19 protein-coding genes are annotated in these 21,122 nt (G+C 69.6%); 6 read left to right on the forward strand and 13 right to left on the reverse strand.

Annotation, left to right across the window (positions count from 1 at the left end; all coding sequences use genetic code 11):
* Positions 1–109 precede the first annotated feature (109 nt).
* From TsocGM_RS07045 to groL (TsocGM_RS07080), 8 genes are all read right to left on the reverse strand, one after another.
* On the reverse strand, positions 110–1,039 hold the full coding sequence (locus tag TsocGM_RS07045) for an NAD-dependent epimerase/dehydratase family protein (RefSeq protein ID WP_126724598.1): 930 nt from the start codon (positions 1,037–1,039) through the stop codon (positions 110–112).
* A 317-nt stretch (positions 1,040–1,356) separates the two neighbouring features.
* Positions 1,357–1,554 carry a DNA gyrase inhibitor YacG gene (locus tag TsocGM_RS07050; protein ID WP_126724599.1) on the reverse strand — a complete coding sequence of 66 codons (198 nt, stop codon included), beginning with the start codon at positions 1,552–1,554 and terminating at the stop codon, positions 1,357–1,359.
* A gap of 12 nt (positions 1,555–1,566) precedes the next feature.
* Complete coding sequence (locus tag TsocGM_RS07055; protein ID WP_233578512.1) at positions 1,567–1,884, reverse strand: FmdB family zinc ribbon protein; 318 nt, start codon at positions 1,882–1,884, stop codon at positions 1,567–1,569.
* Positions 1,885–1,938: 54 nt separating this feature from the next.
* Positions 1,939–2,490, reverse strand: coding sequence for a nucleotide exchange factor GrpE (gene grpE / locus TsocGM_RS07060; RefSeq protein WP_126724600.1), 552 nt, complete (start codon positions 2,488–2,490; stop codon positions 1,939–1,941).
* A 55-nt stretch (positions 2,491–2,545) separates the two neighbouring features.
* Positions 2,546–3,703 carry a molecular chaperone DnaJ gene (dnaJ, locus tag TsocGM_RS07065; protein ID WP_126724601.1) on the reverse strand — a complete coding sequence of 386 codons (1,158 nt, stop codon included), beginning with the start codon at positions 3,701–3,703 and terminating at the stop codon, positions 2,546–2,548.
* A gap of 215 nt (positions 3,704–3,918) precedes the next feature.
* Complete coding sequence (groL, locus tag TsocGM_RS07070; RefSeq protein WP_126724602.1) at positions 3,919–5,547, reverse strand: chaperonin GroEL; 1,629 nt, start codon at positions 5,545–5,547, stop codon at positions 3,919–3,921.
* A gap of 179 nt (positions 5,548–5,726) precedes the next feature.
* Positions 5,727–6,023 (reverse strand): co-chaperone GroES, encoded by a 297-nt coding sequence (gene groES, locus TsocGM_RS07075; protein WP_126724603.1) that lies wholly within the window; start codon positions 6,021–6,023, stop codon positions 5,727–5,729.
* Positions 6,024–6,192: 169 nt separating this feature from the next.
* Positions 6,193–7,836, reverse strand: a complete 1,644-nt coding sequence (gene groL, locus TsocGM_RS07080; protein ID WP_126724604.1) for a chaperonin GroEL — start codon at positions 7,834–7,836, stop codon at positions 6,193–6,195.
* 362 nt (positions 7,837–8,198) lie between these two features.
* Here groL (TsocGM_RS07080) and TsocGM_RS07085 point away from each other — a divergent pair, with 362 nt between their 5' ends.
* Positions 8,199–9,113: an alpha/beta hydrolase gene (locus TsocGM_RS07085; RefSeq protein ID WP_126724605.1), complete on the forward strand. Its 915-nt coding sequence runs from the start codon at positions 8,199–8,201 to the stop codon at positions 9,111–9,113.
* 10 nt (positions 9,114–9,123) lie between these two features.
* Here the strand turns inward: TsocGM_RS07085 and TsocGM_RS07090 are convergent, their stop codons facing one another.
* The 3 genes from TsocGM_RS07090 to TsocGM_RS07100 form a co-directional block, all read right to left on the reverse strand.
* On the reverse strand, positions 9,124–9,732 hold the full coding sequence (locus TsocGM_RS07090) for an NUDIX hydrolase (protein WP_126724606.1): 609 nt from the start codon (positions 9,730–9,732) through the stop codon (positions 9,124–9,126).
* A gap of 21 nt (positions 9,733–9,753) precedes the next feature.
* Positions 9,754–11,508, reverse strand: coding sequence for an aspartate--tRNA ligase (gene aspS, locus TsocGM_RS07095; RefSeq protein WP_126724607.1), 1,755 nt, complete (start codon positions 11,506–11,508; stop codon positions 9,754–9,756).
* 361 nt (positions 11,509–11,869) lie between these two features.
* Complete coding sequence (locus TsocGM_RS07100) at positions 11,870–12,985, reverse strand: aminopeptidase (protein WP_126724608.1); 1,116 nt, start codon at positions 12,983–12,985, stop codon at positions 11,870–11,872.
* A 169-nt stretch (positions 12,986–13,154) separates the two neighbouring features.
* Between TsocGM_RS07100 and TsocGM_RS07105 the strand changes: the two genes are divergently transcribed.
* Complete coding sequence (locus tag TsocGM_RS07105) at positions 13,155–13,928, forward strand: SDR family NAD(P)-dependent oxidoreductase (RefSeq protein WP_126724654.1); 774 nt, start codon at positions 13,155–13,157, stop codon at positions 13,926–13,928.
* Between the two features lie 35 nt (positions 13,929–13,963).
* Here the strand turns inward: TsocGM_RS07105 and TsocGM_RS07110 are convergent, their stop codons facing one another.
* Positions 13,964–15,388: a hypothetical protein gene (locus TsocGM_RS07110; protein ID WP_126724609.1), complete on the reverse strand. Its 1,425-nt coding sequence runs from the start codon at positions 15,386–15,388 to the stop codon at positions 13,964–13,966.
* A 216-nt stretch (positions 15,389–15,604) separates the two neighbouring features.
* On the opposite strand from TsocGM_RS07110, the gene TsocGM_RS07115 reads away from it, so the two are divergent.
* The 3 genes from TsocGM_RS07115 to TsocGM_RS07125 all read left to right on the forward strand — a co-directional run bounded on the left by TsocGM_RS07115 (position 15,605) and on the right by TsocGM_RS07125 (position 19,189).
* Entirely contained in the window at positions 15,605–16,738 is a 1,134-nt protein-coding gene (locus TsocGM_RS07115) for a metallophosphoesterase family protein (RefSeq protein WP_126724610.1), read from the forward strand.
* Positions 16,739–16,934: 196 nt separating this feature from the next.
* On the forward strand, positions 16,935–18,398 hold the full coding sequence (locus TsocGM_RS07120; RefSeq protein ID WP_126724611.1) for a glycoside hydrolase family 13 protein: 1,464 nt from the start codon (positions 16,935–16,937) through the stop codon (positions 18,396–18,398).
* Positions 18,395–19,189: a class I SAM-dependent methyltransferase gene (locus TsocGM_RS07125; protein ID WP_126724612.1), complete on the forward strand. Its 795-nt coding sequence runs from the start codon at positions 18,395–18,397 to the stop codon at positions 19,187–19,189. The genes TsocGM_RS07120 and TsocGM_RS07125 overlap by 4 nt, the downstream gene beginning before the upstream one ends.
* A gap of 28 nt (positions 19,190–19,217) precedes the next feature.
* Here the strand turns inward: TsocGM_RS07125 and TsocGM_RS07130 are convergent, their stop codons facing one another.
* Positions 19,218–20,216: a nucleotidyl cyclase domain-containing protein gene (locus TsocGM_RS07130; RefSeq protein WP_126724613.1), complete on the reverse strand. Its 999-nt coding sequence runs from the start codon at positions 20,214–20,216 to the stop codon at positions 19,218–19,220.
* A gap of 288 nt (positions 20,217–20,504) precedes the next feature.
* Here TsocGM_RS07130 and TsocGM_RS07135 point away from each other — a divergent pair, with 288 nt between their 5' ends.
* The gene (locus TsocGM_RS07135) at positions 20,505–21,089 is read left to right on the forward strand and encodes a hypothetical protein (protein WP_126724614.1); all 585 of its coding nucleotides are present in this window, start codon (positions 20,505–20,507) and stop codon (positions 21,087–21,089) included.
* Positions 21,090–21,122: the final 33 nt, after the last annotated feature.

Below are 21,122 nucleotides of genomic sequence, written 5' to 3' on the forward strand. Positions count from 1 at the left end.
CCCCTGGTGATCGGAGGAGGCAGGAGGCGGTCGGCAGCAGGCGGCCGCGACGGCGCGGCGGGCGGGAAGCCCCAAGCCCCCGCCTCCCGCTCCCGGCCGACTCCGGAGATCAGACGTTGCTGAACGGGTTGGACCACTCGATCAGGCGAGCGGCCTGGACCAGCTCGGCGATGCCGCGGTCGAGGTCGATCGTCGTCTCGAACCCCTTGGCGCGGATCTTCTCGTAGCTGACCTCGTAGTTCCGCTGGTCGGCGTCGCTGCCGACCTCGGCGAAGTGCAGGTAGTAATCGACGTGCTCGAGGATCTTGCGGGCGACGTCTTCCTTGGTGAAGTTCATGCTCTCGTGGCCGACGTTGTAAACGTCATCCTTCACCTCGTCCCAGCGCTCCAGGGCGAAGATGAAGGAGCGGGCCATGTCGCGGACGTGCACGAAGGTCCGCTTGAAGCCGCCCTCGTAGACGATGAGGTTGCGGTTCTTGACGGCCTGGTAGGTGAAATCGTTGGGCATCAGGTCCAGGCGCATCCGGTTGCTGACGCCGAAGGCGGTGGCGAAGCGGTAGGCGATGCCGTTGCCGGCGTCGAGGACCATCTGCTCGGCCTTGGCCTTGGTTTCGCCGTAGAGGGTGATCGGAGCGCGCGGGGTGTTCTCGTTGCAGACGTAGTCGGGGATCGACCCGTAGATGCTGCCGGTGGAGGCGAAGAGGAACTTTTGGTCCGTCTTACGCTTCTCCAGCAGCAGCCTTGTCGCGTCGACGTTCACCGCTTGGGCGAGTTGCGGCTCCTTCTTGCAGGCGGGATAGCCGACGATGGCGGCCAGGTGGATGACGGCGTCGACACCATCGAGGGCCTTCTCGACATCCTGGGGGTTGCAGACGTCCCCCTTCTGAAGTTCGAAGAAGCGATTCTGGCAGCAGGGGAGTAGGCCGTGGCCGCCGAACTTGAGGCTGTCGAGCACTCGGACCCGGTGGCCCTGGTCGAGCAGGGCGGGGACCAGGGTCGAACCGACATAGCCCGCGCCGCCGGTGACGAGGATGCGCATGGGAGTCCCATCCATGGACGTCGAGTCGTGCGATCTCATACCGCCTCGGCTTCCGGACCGAGGCGGGGGCTCGATGAAGGCAACGGGGGAGAGGTCGGGTTGGTGTGGCGGCCCCGTCCGTGCGGCCTCTCGTCGAGCGGTCGGATCAGGTCAGGACAGTTCGGGACGCTGCGAGCGGGCCGGCCGGTCGTCGTCGCTTCCGTGGTGGGCTCTCGGTGCCGGGGCCGACCCGCATGGACGGGATGGTAACCGATCCTCGATCCGCGTCAACGTCGCTTTGGAGACGGTTGCTGACTCGCCGGGCCGAAGCGCCCGGGTCAGTCGTCCTCCTCGTCGCCGGGAAGCGTCGGTGGGGGGACGGGGGCGGGGGGGCCGGGGATCGCGTATTCGCCGTCGATCCAGCGGCCAAGGTCGACGAGGCGGCAGCGCTCGGAGCAGAAGGGGAAGTGCGGCAGGGCGTCGAGGCTCGGACCCTCGACCGCCCGGCCGCAGGTGGGACACTTGCCTCGGATCATGGCGGGTCCGGGTCAGTCGGACGAGGGGCTGCTTGACGACGCTGGCTTGGAGCCGGAGTTCGAGGAGGAGCCGTCGGCCGACGAGGACGAGGAGGACGAGCTATCCTTGTCGGCCTTGGCGGCCTTCTTGTACGAGTCGCTGCGGTAGTCGGTCAGATAGAAGCCGGAGCCCTTGAAGAGGATCGCCGCGCCGGCGCCGATTTTGCGCCGAAGGGTCTCCTTGCTGCAGGACGGGCAGGTGGTCTGCGGGTCGGCCTTGATCGACTCGAAGGCCTCGAACTCGTGCTTGCAGTCGTCGCAGATATAGTCGTAGGTTGGCATGGACGTCATTCGACTCCGGGGGGAGGGCGTGCCCTCCCCGGAGGGAGGGGGCCGCCCAGGGTGTCACGGCTTGACCGAGACGGCGACTCGGCTCGGCCTGAGGACTCGGTCGTGGAGGCGGTAGCCGCGATTCAGCTCGGCGACGACCGTCCCCTCCGGCCGGTCGGCGTCGGGCTGCTGCATCAGCGCCTCATGGACGTTGGGGTCGAAGGGCTGATCGAGGGCGGGGATCGGCTCCACACCGTGCTTGGCGAGGGCCTCCAAGAGCTGGCGGTGGACCATATCCAGGCCGGTGATGATCGCCTCGGAGCCCGACTGGCGGGCGGCGTCGATGGCGCGCTCGAAATTGTCGATGACCGCGAGGAGGTCATTGGCCAGAGGGGCGACGGCGTAGGCGCGATCGGCCTCGGCCTGGGAGCGGCTGCGTTTCTGGAAGTTGAGGAAGTCGGCCTGGGAGCGGCGCAACTGCTCGAGGTAGTCGTCCCGCTGACGGGAGACCTCATCGAGCTGAGCGCGGAGGGCGGCGTTCTGGTCGTCGGCCCCCTCGGCCGAGGCTCGGGCGTCGGCGTTGGGCTCGACCCCGTCGGGAGGGTTGGGGGCGTTCGGGTCACTCATCGCGTCGGGATCCGTGCTCGCTGGGGAAAGGGGGCCGGGCCGGGAAGCGGTCGGGTCAGCGCGTCGGCTCGGCGTCGCCCTCCTCGGGCTCAGTGAAGAAGTCGCGGAGCTTCTCCAGGAAACTCTTGCGCCGGGGGCTCACGTCGTGGTGTTCGAGCTCGGCCAGCTCCCGGAGCAACTCTTCCTGGCGCGGGGAAAGCCGCTTGGGGGTCTCGATGATCACCTCGACCAGCTCGTCGCCGCGGCCGTTGCCGGAGAGGTCGGGCATGCCTCGGCCCCGGAGCTTGAGGATGTCTCCGCTCTGAGTGCCTCGAGGGATGGTGAGATCGGCGGGACCGTCGAGCGTGGGGACCTCGATCTCGGCGCCGAGGGCGGCCTGAGGGAAGCTGATCGGCACTTGGCAGACCAGGTCGTTCCCCTTGCGGATGAAGAAGGCATGGGGCCGGACCTGGACCTGAACGCGGAGATTCCCTCTCGGGGCGCCGGGGTCGCCGGGCTCCCCCTGGTTGCGGAGCTGGAGGATCGTCCCGGTGTCGACGCCGGCGGGGACGCGAACCTGGACGGTCGCGATCTTGTCCGCCCGGCCGGAACCCCGGCAGGAGGGGCAGGGGTCGACGACCCGGACCCCTTCGCCACCGCAGGCGGGACAGGTCTGGGCCATCTGGAAGAAGCCACGGGCGGTGACGATCTGGCCTCGGCCGCCGCAGTAGTCGCAGGAGGTGGCCACGGTGCCGGGCTTGGCGCCGGTGCCGTCGCAGGTGTCGCAGTATTCCTTGCGGGGTAGCTCGATGGTGCGGGTGGCGCCGCGGGCGGCCTCCTCCAGGGAGATCTCCAAGCGAACCAGCAGGTCGGCGCCGGCGCGGGGGCCTCGGCGGCGGGCCCCGAAGAAGTCGCCGAAGAGGCCGGAGCCGCCGAAGATCTCGCCGAAGGCGGAGAAGACTTCCTCGGCGGACCGGAAGTCGTGCACGCCGGCCCCTTCGAGCCCGGCGTGGCCGTAGCGATCGTATCGGCGCCGCTTCTCGGCGTCGGAGAGCACCTCGTACGCCTCGGCGGCCTCGCGGAACTTGCGCTCGGCCTCCTGGTCGCCGGGGTTGCGGTCGGGGTGGTATTTCTTGGCCTGCTGGCGATAGGCCGACTTGATCTCGTCGGCCGAGGCGGACCGCTGGAGCCCGAGAATCTCGTAATAGTCGCGCTTCGTGGTCGCCATCGGCATCGCGTCTCGATCGGTGGCCCTTGCGGCGGATTCGGGTTCTGCGACCGGGTCGTCGTGATTATCGTACCATCCGACACCCGATCCCGGATACCGCGCCGCCGGGCATCCCGCCTCCCCGTCCGCATTGTCCGGATCCGCATCGCGAACCGGGTCGGCAGCACGAACGGTGCTGCCGACCCGGCCCGCTTGGTCGACGACGAGTCGGGCTGGCTGGCTCAGCGGATCGAGCCTTCGATCCGCTTGGCCCCCTTCTCCTCGTCCTCGTCCTTGAGGTTGGTGATCATCGCCTCGGTGGTCAGCATCAGGCCCGAGATCGACGCGGCGTTCTGGAGGGCCGTCCGCGTGACCTTGGTCGGGTCGATGATGCCGGCCTCGAACATATCGACGTAATCGCCGGTGTTGGCGTTGAAGCCGATGTTGCCGCCCTTGTCGATGATCTCCTGGGCGACGACGGCACCGTCGTGCCCGGCGTTCTGGGCGATCATGCGGGCCGGCTCCTCCAGGGCCCGGAGGACGATGGCGGCGCCGATGCGCTCGTCCCCCTCCAGCGCGTCGTGCAGGGCCTTGACCGCGGGGATGGTCCGGAGCAGCGCGGTGCCGCCGCCGGGGACGATCCCCTCCTCCGCCGCGGCCCGGGTGGCGTGCAGGGCGTCCTCGACGCGGGCCTTCAGCTCCTTCATCGCGGCCTCGGTCGGGGCGCCGACGCTGATGACGGCCACGCCTCCGGTGATCTTGGCCAGGCGCTCCTGGAACTTCTCACGGTCGTACTCCGAGTCGGTCTCGGAGATCTGCTTGCGCAGCTGCTCGATCCGCTTCTGGATGTCTTCCTTCTTACCGGCGCCCTGGATGATCGTGGTGCTGTCCTTGGCGACCTTGATCTGCTTGGCCTGGCCGAGCTGCTGGAGGGTGAGGTTCTCCAGCTTCAGGCCGAGGTCCTCGCTGACCACGGTGCCGCCGGTCAGGATGGCCATGTCCTGAAGCATCGCCTTGCGGCGGTCGCCGAAGCCGGGGGCCTTCACGGCGCAGACGTTGAGGATGCCACGCAGCCGGTTGACGACCAGGGTGGCCAGGGCCTCCCCCTCGACGTCCTCGGCGATGATCAGCAGCGGCTTGCCGGACTGGGCGACGCGCTCCAGCAGCGGGATCAGGTCACGGAGATTGCTGATCTTCTTCTCGTGGAGCAGGATGAGAGCGTCGTCGAGGACGGCCTCCATCGTCGTCGGGTTGGTGACGAAGTAGGGGCTGAGATAGCCCTTGTCGAACTGAAGGCCCTCGACGAACTCGAGCGTGGTGGTGGAGGTCTTGCCCTCCTCGACCGTAATCACGCCGTCGTTGCCGACCTTGCTGACGGCCTCGGCCAGCATCTTGCCGATCTCAGGGTCGTTGTTGGCCGAGATGGCGCCGACCTGGGCGATCTCCTCGGGCTTGGTCACCTCCCGGCTGATCTTCTCGACCAGCTCAGAGACAGCGGCGTCGACCGCCTTCTCAATGCCGCGGCGGACGGCGGTCGGGTTGGCACCGGTGGTGATGGTGCGGAGGCCCTCGCGGAAGATGGCTCGGGCGAGGATGGTCGCCGTGGTGGTCCCGTCGCCGGCCACGTCCGAGGTCTTCGACGCGACGACGTTGACGAGCTTGGCGCCCATGTTCTCAAACGGGTCGGGCAGCTCGATCTCCTTGGCGACGGTCACGCCGTCCTTGGTGACGGTCGGCCCGCCGAAGGACTTGCTAAGGATCACGTTGCGGCCGGTCGGCCCGAGTGTGGTGCCGACGGCCTGCGCCAGCGTGTCGATGCCCGAGAGCATCTTCCGGCGGGCGGCGTCGGAGAAGAGCAACTGTTTGGCCACGTGCGAAGGCTCCTGTCTGAATCGTTCGTCCGGATGATTCGATGAGGTCTCGATGGGCTGGGCCGGCCGAGGGGAAGGGCCGGACCCGGCCGGCGTCTCGTCGGGGGTCCTCGGCGCCGGCCGGAGTCGTCTCGACCCCGGCCGACCCGGAGGGCCTCCCCGGTGCGAGCGGGGGAAGATCAGCTAATGACCTTGGCGAGCACGTCAGACTCGCGGAGGATCTTGATCTCCTCGCCGTTGAGCTTGATCTCGGTGCCGGCGTACTTGCCGAAGAGGACCTCGTCCCCCTCCTTCAGGCCGATCTCGGCGCGGTTGCCGTTGTCGAGGAGCTTGCCGGGGCCGACCGCCACGACCCGGCCCCGCTGCGGCTTCTCGCGGGCGGTGTCGGGCAACACGATGCCGCCGGAGGTCTTCTCCTCGGCCTCGATCTCCTTGATCACGATGCGGTCGTCGAGCGGGCGAATGGTCGTCGCCATTGCGGAGGTTCCTGTGCAAATGTGGTGGAGAGGGTGTCTCAGACTCGGAGTGTGTGGGGAGGGAACGCGGGAACGATGGCCGAGGAAGGGGCGAGGGCCGTCGTTGGTGACGGCCGCTCGGACGCCCGCCGGGGTTCGACGATCGGCGGGCGACCGCCTTCGCGTCGGCTCACATCATCCCCATGCCGCCCATGCCGTGGTCGTCGTGGTGCGGATCGCCGCCGGCGGGCTTCTTCTCCTTCTTCTCGATGACGATCGCCTCGGTGGTCAGGAGCAGTGAGGCCACCGACGCGGCGTTCTGCAGGGCAGTGCGGGTGACCTTGGCCGGGTCGACCACGCCGAAGGAGAACATGTCGCCCCACTCGCCGGACTCGGCGTTGTAGCCGAAGTTCGGGTCGGAGGAGCGGCGGAGCTTGTTGACGACGACCGAGCCGTCCAGGCCGGCGTTCTCGGCGATCGAGCGGCAGGGCTGCTCCAGGGCGCGGCGAACGATCTGGACGCCCAGGTCCTCGTCGCCGGAGAGCTTCAGGTCGTCAAGCACCTTGGCGGCCCGGACCAGGGTGGTGCCGCCTCCGGGAACGATCCCCTCCTCGATGGCGGCTCGGGTGGCGTGCAGGGCGTCCTCGACGAGGGCCTTGCGCTCCTTCATCTCCGTCTCGGTGGCGGCACCGACGTTGATCTTGGCCACGCCGCCGGCGAGCTTGGCGAGGCGCTCTTGAAGCTTCTCGCGGTCGTACTCCGAGTCGGTCGTCTCGATCTCGCGGCGAATCAGCTCGGTGCGGCCCTTGATGGCGTCGGCCGAGCCGCGTCCCTCGACGATGGTGGTGTGGTCGCCGGTGATGATGACCTTGCCGGCACGACCGAGGTCGGCCAGGTCGACGTTCTCCAGGTTGATGCCGAGGTCCTTGAAGATCGCCTTGCCGCCGGTGAGGGTGGCGATGTCCTCAAGCATCGCCTTGCGGCGGTCGCCGTAGCCGGGGGCCTTCACCGCGGCGACCTGGAGGATCCCGCGGAGCTTGTTGACGACCAGGGTGGCCAGGGCCTCGCTCTCGACATCCTCAGCGATCACCAGCAGCGGCTTGTTGGCGCGGGCGATCTGCTCCAGCAGCGGAACAAGAACGCGAGGGGTGCTGATCTTCTCCTCGTGGATGAGGATGTAGGGGTCCTCGAGAACGACCTCCATGCGGTCCTGGTCGGTGATGAAGTGGGGGCTGAGATAGCCGCGGTCGAACTGCATCCCCTCGACGACGTCGACCTCGGTCTCGAAGCCCTTGCCCTCCTCGACAGTGATGACGCCGTCGGTGCCGACCTTCTCGAAGGCGTCGGCCAGCCGCTCGCCGATGCCGCGATCGTTGTTGGCGGCGATCGAGGCGACCTCGGTGATCTGCTTCTTGTCGCCGCCGACGCTCTTGGCGCGGGCCTTGACCTCGGCGACGACGCGATCGACGGCATGCTCGATGCCGCGCTTCAGGGCCATCGGGTCGGCGCCGGCGGCCAGGGCCTTCAGACCCTCCTTGAAGATCGCCTCGGCCAGGACGGTGGCGGTGGTGGTGCCGTCGCCGGCGGCGTCGGAGGTCTTGCTGGCGGCCTCCTTGACGAGCTGGGCGCCCATGTTCTCGTAGGCGTCGATCAGCTCGATCTCCTCGGCCACGGTCACGCCGTCCTTGGTCACGGTCGGGCTGCCCCAGCCCTTGTCGATGACCGCGTTGCGGCCCCGGGGGCCGAGCGTGCTCCGCACCGCCTTGGCCAGCTTGGACACGCCGCTGGCCAGCTTCTGGCGCGCTTCCTCGTCGTAAGCCAACAGTTTCGCCACGGTCGTCGTCTCCCTCCGGCGCCGTCGCGCCGGGCGATATCGATGGGGCTTCGGTCTCTGATCTGCTCGGGTCCAGCTGCCGGCGGCCCCGCCCGGGCTGCCCGGACGCCGGCCACCGTGTTCGCCGCGGCATGAGGCAAGTGGTGTACCACAACGAATTCACGACACAAGTCGAACTGCAACAAGAACCTTCGACAATCCCATCGCTCCGGCCGCCGCTGCCAAACTGGCAGTTCGCCTCGGGCCCATGCCATTTCGGCCGGGGGGACCGGGGCCTTGCCTCGGGCCTTGTCGGCGGTTCAGATAGGGGCCCTCGGCCGACCTGATTCGAGCTGATCCTCCCCCTTCCCGAGACCCAACCGATGCCGACGCGATTGCTCTCCGCCGCGCTGTTGCCGCTGCTCCTTGCCCCGATTCCATCCCTCGGCGACGAGCCGGTGGAACTGAGGCTCTGGCCCGACGCCGCCCCTGGGGCGCTGGGGAACGAGGCCAAGGACATCCCGACGATCACCCTCTACCGGGCGGATCCGAGCGTAGCGACGGGGGCCGCGATCGTCATCTGCCCCGGGGGAGGCTACGGGGGGCTGGCGATGGATCACGAGGGGCATCAGGTGGCGGAGTGGCTCAACTCGGTTGGCATCACGGGGGTGATCCTCAAGTACCGGCTCGGCTCGTCGGGATACCGGCACCCGATCCCGCTGACCGACGCCCAGCGGGCGATCCGGACGGTCCGGGAGAAGGCGGAGGACTGGGGGATCGATCCGAATCGGGTGGGAGTGCTCGGCTTCTCGGCGGGAGGTCACCTTGCCTCGACCGTCGGCACCCACTTCGACTCGGGGAACCCGGAGGCCGACGATCCGATCGATCGGCAGAGCAGCCGGCCCGATCTGATGGTCCTTGGCTATCCGGTCGTGGCGATGGCGACGGAGTACGCCCACGGCGGCTCGAAGCGGAACCTGCTGGGGGAGGACCCATCGGCCGATCTGGTCGAGTCGCTCTCGAACGAGCGGATGGTGACTCCCGAGACGCCGCCGACGTTCCTGGTCCACACCAACGAGGATACCGGCGTGCCGGCCGAGAACAGCCTGCTGTTCGTCCTCGCGCTCCGGAAGGCCGGGGTGCCGGTCGAGCTGCATCTCTTCGAGGGCGGCCGGCATGGGCTCGGGCTGGGCAACGGCCTGCCCGACCGCGGCATCGGTCCTGACGAGGCGTTCTCCGCCTGGCCGGGCTTGTGCGAGACCTGGCTGAAGAAGCACGGATTCCTGGACCGGAAGTGAACCGGCCGACCTAGCCGGCTCCCCCGGACCGATCGAGCCGCCCCTGGAACTCGGAGAGCTCCGGGAAGCGGCCCTCGGCGATCACCCGGGCGGCGAGCATCGCCGCGGCGACGTGAGAAACCTGGACCCGGACCTCCGGGCAACCAAGCCGGGAGAGCCAGTCGGCGAAGGGCTCCGTGGTGACGAGGATCTCCTCCGAGGGATCGAGCCGCTGCGGAGCGAGCTCGGCAACGCCGACGGCGAGGAAGCAGCACACGTCGTTGGTCTGGTTGGCCGGGTTGGCGGGAAAGCGGCCGAGCGAGACGAAGGTCCCGCCGCCGTGCCCGGTCTCCTCCAGCAGCTCCCGGCGGGCGGCGGCCTCGGGGTCCGGGTCGTCGGGCTCCATGGCGCCGCTGGGCAGCCCGGTGAGGATCTCTCCGGTGCCGTGGCGATACTCGGTGACCAGGACGATCCGGCCCTCGGCGGTCAGGGCGACCACGTTGAGCCAGGTCGGCAGTTCCAGGACGTGAAAGGGGGCGACCGGCCGGCCGGAGGCCGTCCGGCAGTCGTCGCTGCGGACGGTCAGCCAGCGGTCGCGGTAGGAATAGGAGGTGCGCTCGACGCGCCAGGGTTCGATCATCTCGGAGGGACGCCTCGGCGGTCAGCGCTGGCGGATGTGAAGCTCTCGGAGCTGCTTCTCCTCGACGGTGCCGGGGGCGCCGGTCATCAGGTCGGTCCCCTTGGCGGTCTTGGGAAAGGGGATCACGTCCCGGATGTTGTCTAGGCCGGCGTAGAGCATCACCATGCGGTCGAGCCCGAAGGCGATGCCGCCGTGCGGCGGGGCGCCGAAGCGAAGGGCGGAGAGCAGGAAGCCGAATTTCTCCTCCGCCTCCTCGGGGGAGAGGCCGAGGTGCCGGAAGATGGTCGACTGGATCGCCGGGTCGTGGCAGCGGATGGTGCCGCCGGCGGCCTCCTCGCCGTTGATCACGAGATCGTACGCCTGGGCCCGGACCTTCAGCGGCTCGGACTCGAGCAGGTGCAGGTCCTCGGGCAGCGGCATGGTGAACGGATGGTGCTCGGCGACGTACCGGCCCTCCTCGGCGTCCCAGGAGAAAAGGGGGAAGCGAACGACCCAGGAGTAATGGAACGACTTCGGGTCGTAGAGCTTCAGCTCTCGGCCGAGCCGGTGGCGGAGGGCCGACAGCGCCGCCGAGGTGACGTCCTTCGTGTCGGCAACGATCAGCAGAAGATCCCCCGGCTTCGCCCCGAACCGCTCCCGGAAGGCGGCCTGGACCTCGGGGGAGAGGAACTTGGCGGTCGGGCCGGTGAATTGCTCCGCCTCGACCTTGAGCCAGACCAGACCCTTCGCGCCGTAGTCGCCGGCGAAGGAGGTGAGCGCGTCGAGATCCTTGCGGCTGTACTTCTCGGCGGCGCCGGGGGCGCAGATGCCCCGGACCCGTCGGCCGTGCTCGATGGTGTCCTTGAAGACCTTGAACTCGGTCTGCGCGGCGAGGTCCCCGAGGTCGATGAGCTCCATCCCGAACCGGAGATCCGGGCGGTCGGTGCCGAAGCGCTCCATCGCCTCGTGGTAGTCGAGGCGGGGCAGAGGGGTGGAGAGCTCCTCCCCGGTGAACTCTCGGGAAAGGGCCTTGACCAGCCCCTCCATCGTCGCAAGGACGTCCTCGAACTGGACGAAGGACATCTCGATGTCGAGCTGGGTGAACTCGGGCTGGCGGTTGGCGCGGAGGTCCTCGTCCCGGAAGCAACGGGCGATCTGGAAGTAGCGATCCATGCCCGCGACCATCAAGAGCTGCTTATAAAGCTGCGGGCTCTGGGGCAGCGCGTAAAAGTGTCCGGGATGGATGCGGCTGGGAACGAGAAAGTCTCGGGCTCCTTCGGGGGTGCTGCGGCCGAGGATGGGGGTTTCGACCTCCCAGAAGCCCAGCTCGGTCATCGTCCTCCGCATCGTCTGGGCGAGCCGGTGGCGGATCTCGACGATGCGGTGCATCTCCGGGCGGCGGAGGTCGAGGAAGCGGTACTTCAGCCGGAGCTCCTCGTTGGCCTCGCCGTCGATCTCGAAGGGAGGTGTCTGGGTGGCGTTGAACACCTCCAGTTCGGTGGCCTGAAGCTCGATTTCGCCGGTCTGGAGCTTGGGATTCTCCTTGCCGGGGAGGCGGCGGCGAACGGTCCCTCGGACGCCGATCACCCACTCGTTGCGCAGGGACTGGGCGGCCTCCTGGAGCTGCGTCCCCGCCTCGGGCTCAAAGACGACCTGGGTGAGGCCGGCCCGGTCTCGGAGGTCGATGAAGACGACGCCGCCGAAGTCGCGGTAGGCATTCACCCAGCCGTTGAGCACGACCTCCCGGCCGAGGTGCTCGGCCGTCAATTCGCCGCAGGAGTGGGTCCGCTTGAGCATGTCCCGAGACCGTCCTTCACCCAGCTTGAGGCATCATCGCCCGGCCCCGGCTCCCCGCCGAACCGGCGACGCAAGTCCTCCAAGCTATGCTGATCGCCCGTGAATCGTCAAGCGTCGCGAATCGCCGTCATTTCGGACGAGGGCCGGGTTTCTGGGACGCTCCCCGCGGCCTGCGCCCGGCAGGCGTCGAGGAAGGCGAGCTCCCCTGATGCGAACCCCGAGCGAGGGAAGCGGCCCCGACCCGATCGATCGGATCCTCGAGCACCATGCCCGGCCGATGAGACACCCGGACGTCGATCCGAGTTCGCCCGGCCCGGCTCGATGATCGTCGATCGACCGGCGCCAGGACGAACGAGCCGGCTCACTCCGGGTCGAGCGGGCTGAGCTCCTCGTCGACGAATCGGCCGTCGACCCGAATCGGCTGGCCGTCGAAGGAGATGGTGCCGCCGCCGTACTCGGGGGTCTGGAGCTGGACGAGGTCCCAGTGGATCTTCGAGCGATTGCCGTTGTCGGCTTCGTCGTAAGCGTTGCCGGGGGTGAGGTGGAAGCTGCCGGCGATCTTCTCGTCAAAGAGGATATCGCGCATGGGCTTCTGGATCTTCGGGTTGCAGCCGAGAGACCACTCGCCGACGTAGGAGGCGCCCTCGTCGGCCTGGAAGATCCGGTTCAGGCGGTCCTGATCGCCGGCCTCGCACGTCGCCTCGACGATCCGCCCGGCCTCGAAGACAAGGCGGATGCCGTCGTAGGCGGCCCCCTGGTAGATGGTCGGGGCGTTGAAGCGGATGTGGCCCTCGACGGACTCTCGCACCGGGGCGGTGAAGACCTCGCCGTCGGGGATGTTCATCTCGCCGGCGCAGGGAACGACGGGAATGCCGGCGATGGAGAACCGCAAGTCGGTGTCGGGCCCGGTGATGTGGACGTCCCGGGCGGCCTCCATCCGATCCGCCAGGGGCTTCAGCGCCTTGGCGAGCCGGGGATAGTCGACGTTGCAGGCCTCGAAATAAAAGTCCTCGAACGCCTCGGTGCTCAGACCGGCCTGCTGGGCCATGCCGGGCCCGGGGAGGCGGAGGACGCACCATCGAGTGTTCTTGATCCGGCGCTCGAAGTGGACCGGGCGCATGAAGTGCTCGTTGTAGAGGTTCATGCGGTCGGCCGGCACGTCGGCCAGCTCGCTGATGTTCCGGGAGCCCCGGAGAGCGATGTACGCCTGGACCCGGTCCATGCGGAAGGACTCGGCCTCGGCCCAGGCTCGGAGCTGGGGCTCGGTCGCCTCTCGGAGCAGTTCCCGGAGGATCGAGGCCCGCTTCAGGTCGACCAGGGGGATCGCGCCGAGTCTGCTGGCCTTGTGGACGAGCAGGCGAGGGAGGGTGTCGTCCTCCAGGTCGACGCACTCGATCAGCAGCGTCTGGCCGGCCTTCAGGCGGGTGGAGTGCCGGATGAGGGTCTCGGCGAGCGTCTCCCAGCGGGGGTCGGGCATGGCGGGCTCCGGGGTCGAGGCGCGGCCCGGCCGGGCGATGAGGAGAAGGCCGGGGGATTGCGGCGGGGCCGGGGCTGGTCTAAGCTGACGCCGGTCCGGGCCGCGGCGGAGAGCCGAGGCCGGCTTCATTCTTCGGGATCGACCCGGCCGACGCAAGCGGGGGAAGATGATGGCGGCGCACCCGTTCGACCTCACCGGAAAGGTGGCGATCGTCACCGGGGGCAACGGCGGTATCGGACTGGGGATGGCCCGGGGTCTGGCCCGGGCCGGCGCCCGGCTGGCGCTGGTCGGCCGCAACACCGAGAAGACCGCTCAGGCCGCCCAGGAGCTGGCCAAGGAGACCGGGGTCGAGGTCCTGGCGGTGACCGCCGACGTCTCTTCCGAGGGGGACTGCTCCCGGATCGCCCGGGAGGTGCTCGACCGCTTCGGCCGCATCGACATCCTGTTCAACAATGCCGGCATCAACATCCGCAAGCCGCCGCACGAGCTGAGCCTGGAGGAGTGGCGCGAGGTGATCGACGTGAACCTCACCAGCGCCTTCCTGCTCTCGAACGCGGTCTACCCGGCGATGAAAGCGGCCGGCGGCGGGAAGATCGTGAACATCGGCAGCATGACGTCGATCTTCGGCTCCGGCTTCGCGCCGGCCTACGCGACGAGCAAGGGCGGGATCGTCCAGCTCACCAAGAGCCAGGCGATCGCCTGGGCGGCCGACAACATCCAGAGCAATGCCATCCTGCCCGGCTGGTTCGACACGGAGCTGACCAAGAAGGCCCGGGTCGAGATCTCCGGGCTGCACGAGCGGGTGCTGGCCCGCATCCCGGCCGGGCGCTGGGCCAACCCCGACGACATGGCCGGAACCGCCGTCTGGTTGGCGAGCCCGGCCAGCGACTACGTCACCGGCGTCGCCATCCCCGTCGATGGCGGCTACGCGGCGATGCTCTGAGCGAGAGCGAAGACGACGAGCGGGAGGCGGCCCGGTCAGCGCCGGATCGCCTCGCACGAGTCCGAGGACTTGTCTCCGGTCGGCCCGGTCTTGGTCAGGGCCGAGGCGGTGGCGGGCCGATCCCCGTCGCCCAAGTCGACGTCGACCGACAGGCCCCGGGAGAGGCCGAACGAGAGCCGGACCTTGAACACCGACCGGGGCTCCTCGGGAGCCGGGCTCGGGGCCTCGGCGGAGGTCGGCCGGACGGCGAGGTCCGGGCCCGGCGAGGGCCGATCACTCGAGGCGGATTGCGGCGTCGTCACCTGCGGCGAGGGGACCGGCTCTCCATCGACGAACGGGGAGGAGTCGGTCTGTTCGGCCTCGCGGTCCTTCTCCGTGCGGGGGTCGACCGCCCGTCCCTCGCGGTCAATCGCTCGGGGCAGGTTTCGGCTCGGCAGGGCCGGCAGGGCCGGCGCGGGGATCGCCGGGGCCGAGACGCCAACGACTGCTGGATCGCTCGGGACGACCTCGACCGGGAAGATCGGCAGCAGTCCCCAGGGCGTGGCCGCCAGGGCGGTCGGAACGCCCGAGGTCCGGACGACCAGGGCGGGAGCGGTGGGGGAGACGGCGGTGGTCGGGAGCGGCACCGCCGGTTGGGCGGTGGGGGGGAGCGGCGAGGGGACGACGACGGCCGCCTTCGGGATCGACTGCGCCCGGGTGATCCGGGCATCGACCGCCGGCTTCGAGGGCAGGCCTCCCGTCATGGAGGGGGAGATCAGCAGCAGTCGCTCCCGGACGGCGGACTTCCCGTCCTGCGCGGGGGCCGACTCGACGCCGAGGCTGAGGATCAGGCCGTGTTCCTTGGGCACGAGCCATTCCCCGCCCATCTCTCGGCGGGAAACCTCGGGGACCTGGACCTTGATCACGCCTCCCCCGGCCTCCGCCGGAGCCTCGATCACATGGACGGCGGCCACTCGGGAGTCGATGACCTGGACCTGGAGGTGCATCCCCTGGCTCTCCGGACGGCCAACCAGGCGAACCTGGGCTCCGTCGTCGATCGGAGCGACGACGGGACGGGGAAGAATCGCCCCGTCGGTCTCGGGCGAGGCATCCTTCGTTTCCGCGTTCGGCCCGGCATCGGCCGGCTCGGCGTGGACGACGAAGTGCCGAGTGGTGCTGGTGCCGATGATGGCCGGGTCGCCGGGGTTCGCCAGCACCTTCGGCGCCGCCACGACCTGGCAGTCGTCCGAGGAAGTGAAGTGATCGGTCAGGGAGGTCATCGTGGCCTCGTCGGCGATCCAGGCCGAGCTGCCGGCGCGATGGCCGCCGAACTTCAAGCGGGGCTGGAACTGGGACCTCCAGGAAAGCGTCTCGCAGTCGACCAGTCGGAGCTGGAACGCGATGACCCCCGGGGGCAGGTCTCCGGAGGCCGGCGGCCCCTGGGCGTCGAGGAGGAGCGGGAGCGCGAGGAGAGCAATCATGCGAGGACCCCCTTCCGTGAAGGCTCAATTACGGACGCGACGGGCCGTCCCAACAGGCGCGCCGGACTCTAGCAGGGGTCGGGAAACCCGTCAATCGCAGCATCGAGATCTCCTGATGGGCGCCTCCGTTCCGCCGGGTCTGGCCAAGGGGGCCGGCGTTCTGGTAGCGTTTCGGGGGGAATCCTCGCACCCCTGCCCCCCGCTCCCCTTCCCGGCATGAGTCTCCGCCTCCGATTCCTGCACACCGCCGACTGGCACCTCGGCCAACCGTACCGCAGCCTTCCCCCCGGGCTCGCCTCCCGGCTGAGGGAGGAGCGGCTCTCGGCCGTGGGGAGGCTCCTGTCCCTGGCCGAGCGGCAGGGGGTCAACCTGGTGCTCGCCGCCGGCGACCAGTTCGACGGTCCGAATCCGGACCCGGACCTGGTCCGGGAGGTGCTCGGAAAGATCGCCGAGCATCCGGGAATCGAGGTCCACCTGATCCCCGGCAACCATGACCCCGGCGAGCCGGGCTCCATTTACCGCCGGGCCCTGTTCGAGCCGCCGCCGAACCTTCGCGTCCACCTGGACGCCTCCCCCGTCCCGCTCCCCGAACGGGGGGCGACCCTGTACCCGTGCCCCTGCGATCGGAGAAGCGGCGACGATCCCCTCTCCTGGATCGGTCCCCGACGGCCGGAGGACGGGCTGCGCATCGCCCTGGCGCACGGGTCGCTCCCGGAATGCCTCGACCCGGAGGGCCGCACCTACCCCATCCCCGCCGACGCCCCGACTCGGTACGACCTGGACTACGTCGCCCTGGGAGACTGGCACACGGCCAGGCCCGCCCCGGAGCAGCATCCGACGGGCCGGATGTATTACGCCGGCGCGCCGGAGGTCGGCGGCTGGGACGAGGTCGGGGCGGGGTCGGCGCTGCTCGTCGACCTGGGGGCGGAGGGCGAGCCAGCGATCCGACGCCTCCGCTGCGGCGGGTTCCGCTGGGACGAGATCACGGTGGAGCTCTACGCCGACGGCGACGTCCTCGCCCTGAATCGGAGGCTCGATCCCCTCAAGGGAGCGGATCGGCTGGTCCGGCTCCGGGTGTCGGGGAGGCTGTCGGCCTCGGGGAGGGAGGGACTCGATCGGCTGATCGAGGAGAGAGCCCCCGAGTTCGCGGCCCTGCTCCTGAGGGACGAGGCGCTGGTCATCGCCGCCGACGGCGATCTGCCGGAGCCGGCCGACCCGATGCTCCGGGAGGCCCTGGCCCGGCTCGTCCGACTCCGGGACGGGGGAGGGGGGCCGGCCGGGGAACCCCCCGAGGTCGTCTCCCGGGCGATCGAGCTGTTCCGAGCCCTCGCTCCCCGGGAGCAAGATTAAGCCGATCCCGGTCCCGGGGGGACGCCGGTCGCTGGCTTGATTGAGGTCGAGCCCCCCGGGCCGGGTCGGGAACCGATCCCGAGCGACGGGCGAGGGCAGGGCCCGGTCCCTCCGTCTTTCATCCGGCTTCCCGATTCCCCCCGACGCATCGAGAGATCCCGAGGGATCGCCGACGACTGACGACTGGAGTGTCCCCGTGTCCGAGCCGCAGACGCCCGACTGGGTCCGAGACGCCGTCTTCTATCAGATCTTCCCCGACCGCTTCGCCCGGTCGGATCGGGTGCCGAAGGCCGCCGGGTTGCAGCCCTGGGGGGCGACTCCGACGATCCACGGCTACCAGGGCGGGGACCTGCTCGGCGTCTCGGAGCGGCTGGACTACCTGGAAGACCTCGGGGTCAACGCGATCTACTTCACCCCGGTCTTCCAGTCGGCCTCGAACCACCGATACCACACGCATGATTACTCGAAGGTCGACCCGATGCTCGGGGGGAACGCGGCCCTCCGAGAGCTGCTCGACCGGGCGCACGAGCGGGGCATCCGCGTCGTGCTCGACGGGGTGTTCAACCACTGTAGCCGGGGGTTCTTCCCGTTCCACGACCTGCTGGAGAACGGCCAGGAATCGGCCTACATCGACTGGTTCCACGTCGAGGACTTCCCCCTGACCGCCTACCACCCCGACCAGCCGGCCAACTACGCCTGCTGGTGGGGATTGCATGCGCTGCCGAAGTTCCGGATCGAGACGCCGGCCGTCCGAGAGTTCCTCTGGGGGGTCGCCCGGAGCTGGATCGACTTCGGAATCGACGGCTGGCGCCTGGACGTGCCCCAGGAGATCGACGACGACAGCTTCTGGCGGGAGTTCCGCCGCCGGGTCAAGCAGGGGAACCCCGACGCCTACATCGTGGGGGAGATCTGGGGAGACGGCTCTCGGTGGCTGAAGGGGGATATGTTCGACGCGGTGATGAATTACATCTTCACCAGGGCGTGCATCACGTTCTTCATCGGGAAGTCGCTCCAGCGCCGACACCTGGAGCCCGAGCCGCTCCGAGACGCCCAGCCCGCCGACGCCCGAGAGTTCGCCGCTCAGATCGACCGGATGCGCGGGCTCTACCACCCGAATGTCAACGCGGTGCTCATGAACCTGCTCGGCAGTCACGACACGGCCCGGTTCCGGACCCTGGCCGGCGGTGACACCTCGGCCGTTCGGCTGGCCTCGCTCTTTCAGATGACCTTCCCTGGCGCTCCGTGCATCTATTACGGCGACGAGATCGGCATGGAAGGCGGCCATGAACCCGCCTCCCGGGGAGCCTTCCCGTGGGACGAGTCGCGCTGGGACCTCTCGCTGCGCGACGACATCCGGCGGTTCACCAGGCTGAGGCACGACGAGCCGGCCCTGCGCCGGGGTTCCTTCGAGACGATCTTCGCCGAGGGAAGCGTCTTCGGCTTCCTCCGTCGGCTCGGCGACGACGCGATCGTCGTCCTGCTGAACGCCGGACAGGACGAGCGGATCGTCACCGTCGCGTTGCCGAAAGAGATCGCCGACGGGACGATGTTCGCCGACCGCCTGGAATCGGGGGCGATCCGGTTGGAATCGGGGGCCCTGCGATCGGTTCGGGTCGGCCCGAGGAGCGGCCGGGTGCTGGCGGCCGAGGCGAGGCGATGAACCCTCCCCCGCGCTGGCTCTTGCCTCCGGGAGTGGACCCGGCGCTCTGGGAGTACTCCCGATCGGATCGGCTCGCCGAGGAGGAGGCCGGCTACTTCGCCGAAGACCCGCTGACTCGGGCCGACGAGGAGATCCTCCGCTCCCGGCTGACGACCCCCTGCGACCTGATCGACCTCGGGTGTGGGGCGGGCCGCCTGGCGATCAGTTTCGCCAGCAGGGGGTTCCGGGTAACGGCGGTCGACCTGTCGGCCCCGATGCTCCGGCAGGTGGGCCGGGCGTCGCAGGCCGAGGGCCTGGCGATCTTTCGGGTCCGCGCGAACCTCTGCCGGCTGGAGGGGCTTCCGGATTCCCGGTTCGATGCGGCGATCCTGATGTACAGCACCCTGGGGATGATCTCCGGGAGGGAGCAGCGGCGCCGGGCGCTGGCCTCGGCGGCGAGGGTCCTCCGGCCGGGGGGCGTGCTGGCCCTGCACGCGCACAACCTGTGGCTGCACCTGGCCGACCCGCAGGGGCGTCGCTGGCTGCTCGGCGAGCTGGGCCGGAGGGCGATCGGGCGGCCGCCGAGCGACCGCCGGATGACCTATCGCGGCATCCCCGGTCTGGCGGTCCACGCCTTCTCCTGGCGGGAGCTGCGGAGCGATCTGCGTTCGGCCGGCTTCGGCATCGACTCGGTCATCCCCCTGGACGCGAGGACGGCCCGTCCGATCCGATGGACTCGGCTGCTGCACCCGATCCGGGCGGGAGGCTGGATCGTCTTCTCCCGGTCGAGGGACGGCTCCCGGACGGGCTGACCGACCGGGCCCGTTCCTTCCCGGCCACTCAGCAGAGGAGGCGTTCCGATTCGGCTGGCACGATCCGAGGGAACGAGCCGGATCGGTTGGCGATGACGACCCGGAACTCGGCGCTCAGGCGGGCGCGCCGGAGGGCCTCGAGGGCGACATCGATCAGCACGTCGGCCTCCCGGGAATCGTCCGGGAAGCACGAGACGCCGATGCAGGGGCCCTCCCGGCAGTCGTTCTCGGCGGCCTCGTCAGCGGCTCGGAGGACGGACTCGGCGATCAGCGGGGCGTTGACGGCGGAGGCGTTCGGCAGAACGACGATGAGCGTCCGAGGGTCGTCCTGCACGACAAGGTCGCTCTCTCGGATCGAATCGAGGATCGCTCCCAGGACCGGGTCGGAAGCCCCGTCGACCGCTCGGCTCAGGATCTCGCCGGGGGTCCCGATCGGGCGGTCGAGGCCGAGGGCGAAGACGGTGAGCGGCTCTCGCCGACGCCGGGAGAGCAAGATCAACTGCCGGAGGAATGGCAGGAGCATCGCCCGGGGCCGGCCGTCGGCCGAGGGGGAAGGGGGGGCGGAGAGCTTCAGCATCGGCTCCCGACCAAGCAGGCGGTCGACGATCGCGGCGATCGCGCAGAGGGACTCGAGGGACTCGACCTGAGAGGGTCGCGGCCGCCGGCCGGTTCGGGTCCAGACGGTGAGGCTCCCGAGTTCCTCGCCCCGATATCGCACCGGCATCGTGAACCCCTCCCCGGGAGCGAAGGCGCCCCCAGACGGGGTGACCAGGATCCGGCGCGCTCCGCCGACCGGTCGAAGCTCGACCCGTCGGGCGCCGGTCAGCTCCATCGCCGTCCGGAGGAACAGCTCGTGGACCTCCTCCCGACGAGAGGCCGACCCCACCCGGGAGAGGAACCGGGAGAGCGAGCGATGCGGGCCCCGGAAGGCCGGCCAGAACCGCGCTGGGGACCAACCCGATCGGGTCATCGCGGGGAGGTCGGAAACTTGCGTCGTGATCGTCGCGTCGGGGGGAGATGCCTTCATGGGACCCTCGGTCCTGGCGGGGCATCGGCCCGACGGCGACCGACCCGGCCACGCCCCGAGGGGAGCCTAGGTCGCGGTCTGACGCTCGACAACAAATCCGCCTTGCCGGGATCTGGGCGGCGGCGCAAGATGGGACTCGCGCCGGCCGTCGGATCGTTCCCATCGCCCGGCGATCCGAACCGAGCCCCCCAGACCGGTTCCCGACCGAGCCGAGAATCCTCCCCCTTCCGTCCCTGCTCCCCGAACGGTTCGGACCGAATCCCCGTCGAGCTGGAGCAGAGGACCGTCATGATGCGATCCAGGCCCCTCCTGGCCGCGCTGCTCGCGGCGGCAATCGCCCCGGCGGGCCTGACCGGCTGCGCGACGATCCGCAACCGGACGGTCTACCCCAACCCGATGGTCGTCCACGCCACCAGCTTCGACGCCGCCTGGGACGCCACCGTCCACGCGCTGGACGAGGACTTTGAGATCGACGAGGAGAACCGCCTGGCCCGGCGCATCAGTACCTTCCCCGAAACCGCCGCCACGATCGTCGAGCCCTGGCGGCGAGACTCGATCGGCCTTCGCCAGCGGCTCGAAGCCACCTTGCAGACCTACCGGCGGTTTGCCATCGCCCGGGTCGAGCCGGTGGAGGGGGGCTTCGAGATCGACGTCGAGGTCTGGAAGGAGCTGGAGTTCCTCGACCGCCCCGAGCGGGCGACCGGCGCCCAGGCCGCATTCCCCCAGGACTACCAGATCAACCGCTCCCGAGAGGTCATCGGCCCGGTGGCCCCGCCGCTGGGGTGGCTCCCCAAGGGACGCGACTTCGCGCTGGAGCAGCGGATCCTGCGCCGGATCGAGCGGGAATTGCTCGGCGAGGGGGCCTTCCCTTGATCCGATCGGCCGAGAAGAGAAGGCCGGGCCGGC

Source organism: Tautonia sociabilis (assembly GCF_003977685.1).
GTDB classification, from domain to species: Bacteria; Planctomycetota; Planctomycetia; order Isosphaerales; family Isosphaeraceae; genus Tautonia; species Tautonia sociabilis.